The 13144-nt window shown below is 37.4% G+C and carries 12 protein-coding genes; 8 read left to right on the plus strand and 4 right to left on the minus strand.

All coding sequences use genetic code 11. The features are described from left to right. The first annotated feature begins 37 nt into the window (after window positions 1–37). Both gnd and glnA read left to right on the plus strand, forming a co-directional pair. Window positions 38–1435, plus strand: a complete 1398-nt coding sequence (gene gnd, locus BN986_RS09655) for a decarboxylating NADP(+)-dependent phosphogluconate dehydrogenase (protein WP_040979589.1) — start codon at window positions 38–40, stop codon at window positions 1433–1435. A gap of 327 nt (window positions 1436–1762) precedes the next feature. Continuing rightward, on the plus strand, window positions 1763–3100 hold the full coding sequence (gene glnA, locus BN986_RS09660) for a type I glutamate--ammonia ligase (RefSeq protein ID WP_040979590.1): 1338 nt from the start codon (window positions 1763–1765) through the stop codon (window positions 3098–3100). A 134-nt stretch (window positions 3101–3234) separates the two neighbouring features. Here the strand turns inward: glnA and BN986_RS09665 are convergent, their stop codons facing one another. Next, on the minus strand, window positions 3235–4392 hold the full coding sequence (locus BN986_RS09665; protein ID WP_040979591.1) for a CapA family protein: 1158 nt from the start codon (window positions 4390–4392) through the stop codon (window positions 3235–3237). Between the two features lie 159 nt (window positions 4393–4551). On the opposite strand from BN986_RS09665, the gene BN986_RS09670 reads away from it, so the two are divergent. Then, on the plus strand, window positions 4552–5592 hold the full coding sequence (locus tag BN986_RS09670) for a YdcF family protein (RefSeq protein ID WP_040979592.1): 1041 nt from the start codon (window positions 4552–4554) through the stop codon (window positions 5590–5592). 80 nt (window positions 5593–5672) lie between these two features. Here the strand turns inward: BN986_RS09670 and BN986_RS09675 are convergent, their stop codons facing one another. Together BN986_RS09675 and BN986_RS09680 are read right to left on the minus strand one after the other, a co-directional pair. Then, window positions 5673–6371 (minus strand): carbohydrate deacetylase, encoded by a 699-nt coding sequence (locus tag BN986_RS09675; RefSeq protein WP_040979593.1) that lies wholly within the window; start codon window positions 6369–6371, stop codon window positions 5673–5675. 310 nt (window positions 6372–6681) lie between these two features. Beyond that, window positions 6682–7404 carry a GntR family transcriptional regulator gene (locus BN986_RS09680; RefSeq protein ID WP_040979594.1) on the minus strand — a complete coding sequence of 241 codons (723 nt, stop codon included), beginning with the start codon at window positions 7402–7404 and terminating at the stop codon, window positions 6682–6684. Window positions 7405–7724: 320 nt separating this feature from the next. Here BN986_RS09680 and BN986_RS09685 point away from each other — a divergent pair, with 320 nt between their 5' ends. The 5 genes from BN986_RS09685 to BN986_RS09705 all read left to right on the plus strand — a co-directional run bounded on the left by BN986_RS09685 (window position 7725) and on the right by BN986_RS09705 (window position 12512). Then, a complete protein-coding gene (locus BN986_RS09685) occupies window positions 7725–9038 on the plus strand; it encodes a 6-phospho-beta-glucosidase (protein ID WP_040979595.1) in 1314 nt (437 codons plus the stop codon). 142 nt (window positions 9039–9180) lie between these two features. Next, window positions 9181–10470 (plus strand): PTS sugar transporter subunit IIC, encoded by a 1290-nt coding sequence (locus tag BN986_RS09690; protein ID WP_081922176.1) that lies wholly within the window; start codon window positions 9181–9183, stop codon window positions 10468–10470. Window positions 10471–10473: 3 nt separating this feature from the next. Then, window positions 10474–10809: a PTS lactose/cellobiose transporter subunit IIA gene (locus tag BN986_RS09695; RefSeq protein WP_040979596.1), complete on the plus strand. Its 336-nt coding sequence runs from the start codon at window positions 10474–10476 to the stop codon at window positions 10807–10809. A gap of 1 nt (window position 10810) precedes the next feature. Next, the gene (locus BN986_RS09700) at window positions 10811–11119 is read left to right on the plus strand and encodes a PTS sugar transporter subunit IIB (protein ID WP_040979597.1); all 309 of its coding nucleotides are present in this window, start codon (window positions 10811–10813) and stop codon (window positions 11117–11119) included. A gap of 340 nt (window positions 11120–11459) precedes the next feature. Then, window positions 11460–12512: a 2,3-butanediol dehydrogenase gene (locus BN986_RS09705; RefSeq protein WP_040979598.1), complete on the plus strand. Its 1053-nt coding sequence runs from the start codon at window positions 11460–11462 to the stop codon at window positions 12510–12512. Between the two features lie 54 nt (window positions 12513–12566). Here BN986_RS09705 and BN986_RS09710 read toward each other — a convergent pair whose 3' ends face one another. Then, a complete protein-coding gene (locus BN986_RS09710) occupies window positions 12567–13001 on the minus strand; it encodes a PH domain-containing protein (RefSeq protein ID WP_040979599.1) in 435 nt (144 codons plus the stop codon). Window positions 13002–13144: the final 143 nt, after the last annotated feature.

Below are 13144 nucleotides of genomic sequence, written 5' to 3' on the forward strand. Positions count from 1 at the left end.
GCGTTTGGACATCTATTGAAAGGAATGGAATAAAAAAATGAATTCAATTGGCGTCTTTGGACTGGGAGTAATGGGAGCGAACCTTGCTTTGAATATGGCGAATAAGGATGAAAAGGTTGCGGTCTATAATTATACACCGGATTTAACAGAAGCATTTCAAGAAAAGCATCCGCATGAGAATGCAACAGCGTATTATGAGCTGACACGTTTTATCGATTCATTGGAAAAGCCGAGGAAAATCTTTTTGATGGTAACAGCTGGAGCAGTGGTAGATTCCGTTATCGATAGTCTTTTCCCCTTGTTAGATCAAGGCGATATTATCATGGATGGAGGAAACTCCAATTTTCAAGATTCCAATCGCAGATATAATGATTTGAAGGAAAAAGGATTGCATTTTATTGGAGTCGGTGTTTCTGGTGGAGAAGAAGGAGCATTGAATGGACCTTCATTAATGCCAAGTGGAGATAAAGAAGCTTACCAGCATGTTGCGCCTATTTTGGAAAAAATTGCAGCGCAGGTAGATGGTAAAGCCTGCTGTTCGTATCTTGGCGAAGAAGGTTCTGGTCATTACGTGAAAATGGTGCATAATGGGATTGAATATGCAGATATGCAGCTTATTACAGAAGCCTATCAATTTCTGCGGGAAAGATTAGGTCTGGGTGTAAATGAAATAGCCGCTATTTTTGCAGAATGGAATAAAGGCGAGCTGGAAAGTTATCTGATGGAAATCACAGCTGATATTTTGACACGAGTGGATGAAGAAACAAATCAGCCTATGATTGATGTTATTTTAGATAAATCCGGACAAAAAGGAACCGGCAAATGGACCAGTCAAAATGCGCTTGATATTGGTGTTCCTTTAACGATTGTGACAGAATCTGTGTTTATGCGGTTTTTATCAAATGTGAAGGAAGAGCGCATGATTGCAGAACAAGAACTTTCAGGTCCTGCTTCATTATTGGAACAAGATGATAAAAATGAATGGATTGAACTGGTGCGACAAGCATTGGTTATGGGGAAAATAAGCACTTACGCACAAGGGTTTTATCAATATAAACGGGCGTCAGAACAGTATAACTGGGATTTGCAGCTCGATGAAATTGCATTGATTTTCCGTGGAGGATGTATTATCCGTGCAGGAATATTAAATGAAATCAGCAATGCTTTTAAAGAGGATAAGGAATTATCAAATCTTTTTCTCTCTCCATATTTCAAAGCAATTTTGAATAAGTATCAGGCTGCAATGCGTAAAGTGGTGATCAAAGGAATGGAAACGGGTTTAGCATTGCCGTGTTTCAATGCTTCGTTAGTATATTATGACGGCTACCGCTCTGGCAAAAGCGGTGCAAATTTAATACAGGCGCAGCGTGATTACTTTGGAGCGCACACATTTGAGCGTACCGATAAAGACGGTCATTTTCATATACAGTGGTAAAATATATTGGCAAAAAAGAAGCGTTTTGGTTTGAGCGCTTCTTTTTTTATGAATTTATATGTAATAAAAACTAACATAATATTGACAAACAATCTAACATTAGTGTAATCTAATTACATTAAAGAAAACCTGGCAAGTTAAGCTGATAAAACGAAGCTTCATTCAGTGGAAGTTTTATGGACGATTCTCCATGGATAAAGATGACGAATGGTCTTGGTCAGGTTTGTGAATTCTAATCGGGGGATAAGGCAGCCAGTAATTGCCCGATCCGTTCGGGCCTAAAGAAGTTCCGCGTTATAATCATTCAATATTTTGGGAGGGAATCATATGGCAGAAAAACTAACAAAGGAAAAGATTCTAAAACAAATTAAAGAAGAGAATGTGCGTTTTATCCGACTACAATTTACGGATATGCTTGGTACGATTAAAAACGTTGAAATACCTTTAAGTCAATTAGATAAAGCGCTGAATAATAAAATGGCTTTTGACGGATCAAGTATTGAAGGTTTTGTACGTATTGAAGAATCAGATATGCTCTTATATCCGGATTTAGATTCATTTGTTGTCTTTCCCTGGACTTCCGAAAAAGGGAAAGTTGCACGTTTTATCTGTGATATTTATAATCCGGACGGTACGCCTTTTAAAGGATGTCCGCGTTATAATCTGAAGCGTAATTTGAAAAAAATGGAGGAATTAGGATTCGATGCATTTAACATTGGTACGGAGCCGGAATTCTTTCTGTTCAAGTTAGATGAAAAAGGAGAACCGACATTAGAGTTAAATGATCATGGCGGTTATTTTGATTTAGCTCCAACAGACTTAGGTGAAAATTGCCGTCGTGATATTGTATTGGAATTGGAAGAAATGGGTTTTGAAATTGAAGCATCTCACCATGAGGTTGCACCTGGGCAACATGAAATAGATTTTAAATATTCTGATGCATTAAAGCATGCAGATGATATTCAAACATTTAAATTAGTCGTAAAAACAATTGCCAGAAAGCATAACTTGCACGCTACATTTATGCCGAAGCCTCTGTTTGGAGTAAATGGCTCTGGAATGCATACAAATATGTCGCTGTTCAAAGGGAAAGACAATCAATTTTTTGATGAGAATGCAACGTTACAATTAAGTAAGACGGCTTATCAATTTACAGCTGGTATCCTTGAACATGCCACAAACTTTACAGCAGTGACAAATCCTACTGTCAATTCTTATAAGCGCTTAGTACCGGGTTATGAGGCTCCTTGCTATGTAGCTTGGTCGGCGTCAAATCGCAGTCCTTTAGTTCGCGTTCCAAGTTCCCGCGGTTTAAGTACACGCATTGAAGTTCGCAGCGTGGACCCATCGGCTAATCCGTATATGGCTTTATCCGTACTGCTGGCATCTGGTTTAGATGGAATTAAGAGAGAGTTGGAAATACCAGAATCTGTTGATCGTAATATTTATGTGATGAATAAAAAAGAACGGGAAGAAAATGGTGTGAAGGATCTACCATCTACCCTTAAAGAAGCAATGGGTTTGCTCGAACAAGATGACGTACTTGTTGAATCTCTTGGTGACCACTTATTCGAACATTTTATTGAAGCAAAAGATATAGAATGGGATATGTTCCGCACCACTGTGCATCCATGGGAGAGAGAACAGTATTTGAAAACCTATTAAGGTTAATAAAAAAGATATTGCAATGTAATAAAAACTGCAATATCTTTTTTGTTTACCCAAAAAGAGAAAATGATGTAAATGATATGGTTATATTTGTCCGAAACGCTTTATTAAATTCTCCGTTTTTTATATTTTTAGTCAGTTAAAACGCTCCATTCTAATTCCGGCATCCACTGCGTCATATGGGTCTGTATTTCAGATAGAACTTCTTCAAGATTTTCTATTTGTTCCTCTGCTGCGTGTTCCAGTGGGACAACTCGAACATTTGTCATCGTGCCTCCATCTTCTTCAAACACTACAAAGGTCGGTAGGAAACGGGGGCTTTGGACAAGCACGTCATCATCTTCTTTTACCAAATCAAATTCAAAAATGCCGCCAATACGATTATAAAACTGATATTGGCCTGACAAGAAATTTCCTAAAGAATAAGCAACCAATGTTTTGTTCCCTTCTTTTCCTTCCAGCCATTCTATTGGCTGGAGAACATGGGGGTGATGTCCGATCACGACGTCTACTCCAAGGTCCGCAGCATATTGGGATAATTCTTTTTGCTCTTGATTTGGCATTCGCTCTTCTTCCTCACCAAAATGTAAGCTTACAATGGTTACATCTGCCAGTTTATTTGCTTCTTCAACTTCTTCTTTTATTTGATCCCGTTCAATCAGATTAATGAGATAAGGTTTTTTATCTGGTATGGGCATGCCGTTTGTTCCGTATGTATAGCTGAGAAAAGCAACAGAAATATCCTGGTCTGTTTCTAATACTCTAATCTCGGATTGATCTTCTTTACTTTGGAAGCTTCCAGTGTACAGCATTCCCATTTCTTGATAATAAGCAATGGCATTTTGGATCGCTTCTTCGCCTCTGTCTAAGGTATGGTTATTTGCCATGGTAACAATGTCAACACCGGCATCTTGTAAAGCATCTCCAATTTCAAACGGGCTGTTGAAATTAGGATATCCTGATAAACCGATGTCTTCACCACCCATAATAGTTTCCTGGTTGGCAACGGTGATGGCCGGTTCTCTTAAAATATCAGCGACTTCAGTAAGCATTGGTTTGAAATCATATGTTTCTCCGTCCCAGGCATCTTCGTAAACACGGTCATGAATTAAAATATCTCCGATTGCTGCAACTGTAATCTTAGGAGAAATCCAGTCTGTTTCTTTAATTCCGATAGAAATATTTTTGGGAGAATGTATGCTGCTTATTTGATCATCTGGAGACGGGGAGCATGCTGCCAGGCTAAAAAGAATAGTAAAAAAATATAAAAATGCTTTGAATAGATGCATCGATTTCACCACTTTGTTTTAACTTTGTTTGGTTATATCCTACCATAGAATTAATTTTAAACAAATGATGATTTCAATTATATAAAAGCTTATAATAAGAAGAACTTCTATTTTAGTAGTAGAGTCATTACATGATAATAACTAGAAAGGGTAATTTATTTGGTATATTTTATCGCCTCCATACCGCTATTCTTTTTTATTCTATTTCTAATCAATTATTTACGGGACCCGCGGAAACTAATCAATGGGCTTTTGTTTAATAGTTTTTTAATAACATTCATTCTCTTTTGTATATTCTTTTACATATATATTGATGGACCATATCAGTATATTGTGTTAGTCTTTCCGTTCTTCCTTTTAGTTGTGCTGATTCCTTTTGGTGTCCTCGCGTTAATTGCCGGCTTATTTTACAATGCTAAAGTATTGAGGCAGAAGGAAGGGAAACGATTTAGAAATTCTTTAACATTAATCATGGCTATTGGTATACTAACATTAATTATTATTAATCTTGTTAATCCAACACAGTTTTTTCCGGAGTATTTGCAGCCGCTTTTTAGTGGTGCTGGATTAGTTGTTTTCTATGTGTTTTTACATATGTTTAACTTTTTAACCGCTTATGGATTGAATCAGTGGAAACGGCCAAAGCGCAATCAAGATTTTATTATCGTGTTAGGAAGCGGGTTAATTAATGATCGTGTACCTCCTTTACTGGCAAGCAGAATTGATAAAGCAATAGCATTTTATAATGAGCAGAAAAAGGTAGTCGCCCCTCCCAAAATTATATTTTCCGGCGGACAGGGGCCGGATGAAGGGCTTCCTGAAGCAGAAGCAATGCAAAACTATGCTGTGGAAAAGGGGATACCAATCGAAGACACCATTCAAGAGAATAAATCTGTGAACACATATGAGAATATGGTCTTTTCTAAAAAAATTATGGACGAGAGAAATGGAGAGGGAGCATACAGGAGTATTTTTGCAACGAATAATTTCCACCTGTTCAGGGCAGGAATGTATGCAAGAAAAGCTGGACTGGATAGCCAGGGAATTGGCTCAAAAACGGCATTTTATTATTGGCCTAATGCTATGGTTAGAGAATATATAGCTGTTGTCGTTATGGGACGTCGCCGTCATTTTATGATAGTTAGTTGTGTGATGGGTTTCTCCTTATTATTGACCCTGGTCGCTTACTTTTTCACATAAAAGAATAGTGCTTGAAAAAAGAAATCCAAACATCTCCAATTCTCATGGAAGAATTTTGATAAGTGTTTGGATTTCTTTTTTTAATTTAGCTCCGCCCAATCAGGAATCTCTATCCTGCTAAGAATTTCTATTTCTTTCTGGCGGGCATCCGTATACGAGCTAACCTTTTTTAAATCTTCATCCACTTGTCCTGGGTGTGTCATCACTTCAATGGAGGAGACATTTTCTTTTTGAATAACATCGAATAAATCGTCTGTGACCCCTTCTTTATAAAAGCCTGTCCATAGCATATCTGTCCAGCATATTTCTGGATGGTCTGCTAAGGAATCAACATAACGAACAGGAACATTGTATTCTTTAGCAAGCTTTATAACGAGGTTTTTTAAAGGCGGCCAGCCGTGAACATGATGGTGGCTATCCATATGATCGAGAGCTAATCCTGTTGCTAAGTAAGCATCAAGTTGAGCTCGCCATTCTAATTCAACTTCTGAGATATTCGGAGCTTCCATATCAAGGAACCCATTCGTAAATTTAAATATTCCATCTGATTTCATTAGGTGAGGGACAGAAGGGTGAAGCGGACTGCCCCAAGTCAATACAAGATGAATCCCAACTTTTAGATTCGGGTTTTCCATTGCTTTTTCTACTGCGTAGTGAGTAGCAAATCCATTCATCATTAAGGTTGTTGATGTCACACAACCGTGTTGGTGTGCTTGGATAATACCATCTGTAACCCCTTTTGTCAGCCCGAAATCGTCTGCATTGATTTCTATTCGCATAAAAACACTCCTGATAGATTTATAGTTATTTATTCAACTTTCGCACCTTAAAATAAGCATATATATCTTGCTATTTTAAGATGAACATGTTCTCCATTACCATACTTGCTTTTTGGTTATATAACCGGCCTTTTGGGAATTGGTGATTGTGCATGGCCCCGCTCCGGCCAACCACTCCGCTCTGATAGGATTCTACAGCGAATGAAAGAGATAATATTTTGATATGTTTGACGAAATGGCAGCTTTTTCCTGAACGATCAACTCCTGTTTCTGTGGAAATGAAGTTTCTTTTTAAGGTGCGAAAGTTGAGTTATTTAGAATAGGTACGTTCAATAGAAAAATTGGTTTTGTCTCCGCGAAAGAAGGATCTGGAAAATTCGACCTTATTTCCATTTCCATCTTCAGCTGATGTTTCAATATAAAAGCAGGGAAGTCCTTGCTCACATTCTAAAAATTTACATATTTGTTCATCTGCAAAAGCGATTTCAATATTTTCTGAGGTTTTTGCAATCCACACACCAAAGAACTCATCTAATGATTTGTATAAGGAACTGGCCACTTGTTCTGTTGTAATCCCAGGGGCAACAGACCAGGGAACATAAGCCACTTCGTATTGGGTAGGCTCTCCATTCGCTTTACGAACACGCTCCACGCGCTGAATAGGATCCCGAAGATTCACATTTAAATGATTGGATAATAATTCATTGGCGGCAACGACAGAAATACCTAATACCTCAATTTCCGGATGCTTTCCTTGATCGACTAATTGATCACTGTATCGTCTGATGGTTTGCGATAAGGCTTGCTTTACTTTTGAATCCGCAACAAAAGTACCCCGCCCTTGCTGACGAACTAAATACCCTTCTAATGTAAGCTGGTTCAATGCAGTGCGTACAGTGGTACGGCTTACATTAAAGCTTTTGCATAATTCCAGTTCGGGTGGAATTTTCTCCCCAGGCTGGTATTGATTTGTTTTAATGCGATGTAACAACTCTTCCTTGATATAAGTGTGTAGTGATTGGTTTCTCTCCATAGGTTCCGTACTCCTTTAGCGACACTTTTAAAAAATCATACCCTTTTAGATGTAAAAGTACAAGTGATAAAACATTTATTAGGACTAAAGACTTATTAATGTTGACTGCTCATAAGATTCATTATGAAATTAACAAAAAGTTTCTTTAGAAAGTTTCTATTATAAAGATAGTTTACTAGATTATAAGTAAAAAAACAATTGTTATAACAAATAAATTTTATTTTGTGTAGACAAATAATTATTTGTATGATACATTTTAATAAGTTAATAACAGAAGCAATTCAATTGATTATAAAATCGAAGTGAAGGAGCAACCAATCATGTCTTTAAAAATAGTGATTATTGGTGGAGGTTCTAGTTATACTCCAGAAATTCTAGAAGGGCTTATTCAAAGACAATCTACATTCCCTGTCACGGAAATTGTTCTAGTTGATGTAGAAGCAGGGAAAGAAAAGGTAGATACAATTTGTCAATTAGGAAAAAGAATGGTGGAAGAAGCCAAAGTGAATATTAAATTAACCTGGACGTTGGATCGAAGAAGTGCTTTACAGGGAGCTGATTTTGTATCTACACAAATTCGTGTTGGAGGTCTAAATGCAAGGGCTCATGATGAACGTATCCCTTTAAAACATGGGTTAATTGGGCAGGAAACAAATGGTGCAGGCGGAATAATGAAAGCGCTTCGAACTATACCGGTATTAATGGAAGTAGCTAAAGAAATGAACGAGCTTTGTCCCAATGCATGGATGATTAATTTTACTAATCCAGCAGGAATGGTTACAGAAGCACTGCTTAATCATTCCGATCATAAAAAGATCATTGGTGTATGTAACATCCCATTTAATATGCGCCATTCCACAGCTGAATTATTACAAGTACCCCCAGAACAAGTATTGATTCAATTTATCGGGTTAAACCATTTTGTGTTTGGAGATAAAATTTTTGTAGGAGGGGAGGATCGTACTGAGGAAGTATTCCAAAAACTTCTTCAAAAAGAATTTGATTACAGCCCAGCGAACATTATGCCGTTAGAATGGTCAGAAACATTTATGAAGTCTACGAAGCTATTACCAAATCCATATCATCAATATTACTTCCAATCGGAAACAGTATTGAAAAAGGATTTAAAGGCTTACGAGGAGAATGGGACACGCGCAGAAGTCGTTCAAGAGCTGGAAGAATCACTTTTCGAATTGTACAAACAAGAGAGTCTTCGCAACAAGCCAAAGGAATTAGAACAACGCGGCGGTGCTTTTTATAGTCAAGTAGCATGCAGTTTGATGGATTCTATTTATAATAATAAAGAAGATATTCAAACGGTAAATACATGGAATCATGGTACGATTCCTGATTTACCTTACGATGCGGTTATTGAAGCAAACTGTGTGATTACAAAAAATGGTCCAAAACCAATTTCAATTGGCGGAATTCCTGCACCGATGCGGGGGATGATTCAGAATATGAAAGCAATGGAAGAGCTGGTGATTAAAGCAAGTATTTCAGGTGATTACCAAGACGCATACAATGCCTTTTTAGTAAACCCATTGATTCAAGATGAGAAAAAGGCCAAAAAAGTTTTAGATGAACTTTTAGAAGCACATAAAGCGTATTTACCACAATTTATGCGTGTCTGATTTCCCTCTGAAAATATCAAAATAAGAAAAGGAAATCCAACCGTAAAGTATCTTGGCTAAGTAAGGCTGGAAGATCTTAGGGAAACCACCTGCTAAATCGAGTTTTGTTCGAACACAATTCAACAGATAAGGGGATATTAAAATGAATAATACATTTATGCAAAAGTTCATTGAAATTGCTGGTCGTATCGGTTCACAACGTCATTTGGTTGCGATTCGTGATGGTTTTGTAGCTATAATGCCTTTGATTATTATTGGTTCATTAGCCGTACTCATAAATAATTTTCCTGCTTTTGGGAGCTTTGACGTTGTTGCGATTTTAAATAACATTTTTGGAGAAGGGAATTGGCAGACTTTAGGCGGAAGCGTTTGGAATGGAACGTTTGCTGTTATTGGACTACTCATTTCCTTTACAATCGCTTATAATTTAGCTAAGTCTTATGAAATAGATGGATTATCTGTAGGGTTAATTTCTATTGCTTCCTACATTATATTAGTTCCAGAAACAGGAGATTGGGGATTGGACTTTGCCTGGTTAGGTGCTCAAGGTTTATTTGTAGCAATTATTATTTCAATACTTATCACTGAATTATTCCGTTTTCTTTTTAAGACGAATATTACCATTAAGATGCCGGATGGTGTTCCAGAAGGGGTAACCCGTTCGTTTGCTGCTTTGATCCCGGCAATGATTATTCTTGCGTTGGTAGGTTTATTCCAAGCACTGATTAATGTGTTTGTTGGAATCAGTATGTTTGAGGTTATCTTTAATGCGATTCAAGAACCATTACAAGGTCTTGGGAACACGTTGCCGGCAGCATTGGTTGTTTCTTTCTTAAATCATTTACTTTGGTTCTTTGGTCTGCACGGCACAAATATTATCGGTTCTGTTATTGAGCCAGTTTATCTGCCATTGATTGAGCAAAATGCAAGTCTTTTCCAGCAGGGAATGTCTGCTTTTGACGTGCCAAATGTTGTGACCAAACCATTCTTGGATTCTTTCGTCTTTATGGGTGGATCAGGTACAACAATTGCGCTCTTGATTGCTATCTTTATTGTGATAAGAAGAGAAAAGAATCATCCATATCGGGAGGTTGCCAAGGTATCTGCTCCAGCAGGACTGTTTAATATTAATGAACCGGTGATTTTTGGCTTGCCAATTGTGTTAAATCCAATTTTCTTGATTCCATTTATTCTTGTACCGGTAACGTTAACAGTTATTTCTTATATCGCATTATCAACTGGTCTTGTACCAAAAACTGTAGCAATTCTGCCATGGACAACGCCGCCAATTTTAAGTGGCTACTTAGTAACTGGAGGCAGTGTCAGAGGAATTATTCTTCAGCTTATCAATTTAACTGTAGCGGTTATTATCTATATTCCTTTCATTATGGCAGGAGTTCGGGCGATGAAAGAGAAAATGGGAGGTCAGTAAATTATGACAATGACGAAAGAAGAAGTACAAATGCTATCTTTTCAAATTATTCTACATGCAGGAAACGCAAAATCAGACGCGATGGAGGCTTTACTGCTTGCTAAAAAAGGGGAATTTGAAGAAGCGGCTAAAAAGATGGAATCAGCTGATGAAGCATTTGCCGAAGCGCATCATATACAGACAAATCTATTACATGATGAGGCTAATGGAAAAACAACGGAGCTTTCGGTTATCCTTATTCATGCACAAGATCATTTAATGAATGCGTTAACAGTAAAAGATTTAGCTATTGAAATGATAGATATGCATCAAAAAATAACTCGTCTGGAGGAAAAGTAATATGAAGATACGTTTAGTTTGTTCAGCGGGAATGTCTACGTCCATGCTTGTGAAAAAAATGAAAGAAGCGGCTGAGGCTCAAAATGTAGAGGCTGATATTGAAGCTGTTGCAGAATCACAGCTGAATAATCACCTTGAAGGATTGCAAGTCGTTCTGGTTGGTCCACAAGTTCGCTATTTAGAGGGGAAGATCAAAGAAAAAGTAGAACCACAAGGTGTGAAAGTGGCTGTCATTGATCAGATGGCATATGGAATGATGCAGGGAGATAAAGTTCTTAAGCAGGCCATTGACTTATATGGAGAAAATTAAATTAGACATTGAAAACTCGAATCTGCGTTTTTGCAGATTCGAGTTTTTACATATAAATATATTTTTTAGAAGTACCGGTATAGTAACACTCCAAAATAAATAGTTGTATTTTATTAAGGATAAAAAGAAAAGGTAGTATAAAAGAGACAAATCATGAAGCTAAATGCGTCGAAGTTATGAGCATTTATGGTTAAGTTTTACTAGATAAGTGATATAATAGATTGGTAGACAGAGTATACTTGATAAAATAGTTAGGTGTATATAACTAGAAATACTTTTCATTTAGAAAAAGCAAACTCTGCCTTCTATAAGAAAAATTATAAGATGGGAGAGAATTTTTATGAAAGCAGCAAGAATTTATGCTGAGAAAGATGTTCGTGTGGAGGACGTTGAAGTAAAAGAAGTCGGAGCAAAAGATGTGAAAGTTGAAGTAGCTTGGACAGGCATCTGCGGTTCTGATTTACACGCTTATTCACATTTTGTTGGTATTCCGACAGAAGAACATCCGATATCTAAAAGACAAGTTCCATTAACATTGGGACATGAGTTTAGCGGAACAGTAACGGAAATAGGCAGCGACGTTACTTCGTTTAAACCTGGCGATCGTGTTTGCATTGAGCCAAACCTTCGTTGCGGAGAATGTAAGGAATGCCGGGAAGGAAATTATCATCTGTGTAGAAATAGTAATGCCGCTTTTATCGGCCTTGCTGATGATGGCGGATTTGCGGAATACTGCGTGATGGAAGAACAATATTGTCATCAAATCCCGGATAATATGACTTTAGAACAAGCTGCACTTGTAGAGCCAACTGCAGTAACTTATCATGGGGTTGATATGGCAGGTGTAAAAGCCGGAGATGCTGTATTGGTTACCGGTGCAGGCCCGATTGGTCTATTAACTGTTCTGTCAGCTCGTGCAGCTGGTGCAAGTAAAGTTTTTGTCAGCGATGTTTCGAAAGAACGTTTAGCGTTAGCCGAGACCTTTGGATTTGTAAAAACATTAAATCCAACGGAAGATGATGTGATTGGTACCATTATGGAAGATACGAATGGCGACGGTGTGGATGTGGCATTAGAATGTGCAGGTGTTCAGCCGACCTTTGATACATGTCTGGAAGCTATCAAACGTACAGGTACCGTTTGTGTGTTAGCGATTTTTGGACAAAATCCAGAAATCAATGCTTTTGCATCAACAATTAAAGAGGCTAACATTAAATTTTCATTAGGGTATGCTAATATCTATGATCGTGTCATCAACCTTATTGCCAGTGGACAAATTCCTGCTGAAAAAGTGGTGACACATAAAATTAAGTTAGATAATGTCGTAGAAGAGGGATTCGAGTTATTACTTAATGATAAGAGCCAATCTAAAATCCTGGTTAGTGCCAAATAAGAAAAATCTATAGATGAAAGGTCCACAGGCGAATTGAATCGAGTCTGTGGACTTTTACTTTATTTCTATATTGGGGTTTTGTTGTAATAAATGCTGGATTAATGTTTGTTTGTCTTTGGGAGAAATGGAGATAATTTTAAATGATGCATAATTAATTTCTATTTTATCCATGGATAGCGCTGGAGCAGTAAATGGATCCTTCGTTTGCTGTATGCTGCGGATATCATCTATGTTTACTTTTTTCTTAAAAGGTCCATAAGTTATTTGAAGTGTTTTTTCTTTAACCGTGTAATTTGTTCTAAACCAAATCCAAAGTAAAATAACACCGGTAGAACCCAGGAGGATTACTTTTATCCATTGTTTATCTAAAAATGCAGGTGTCATCCAAACCCCGAAGTTTGGGAATAAAATAGGCGGTATAATAAGAAGCAATGCCGATCCCCAGATAATAACCCCCAGCCACCAATCTTTTTTTGATGGAAATACCATATACATTCGCCCCTTTCCTACTAAATATACGTTTTCCAGGAGGGGAAGTTTCAGTTTGGTGTGAATTTATTATGCGCCATAAAAAATGATAGTGAAAAAACGGTATCCTCTTCATTTCATTTTAGGATAAATTTGCTGCATTC

Origin of the sequence: Oceanobacillus jeddahensis (genome assembly GCF_000750635.1) — a bacterium.
Classification (GTDB): domain Bacteria; phylum Bacillota; class Bacilli; order Bacillales; family Amphibacillaceae; genus Oceanobacillus; species Oceanobacillus jeddahense.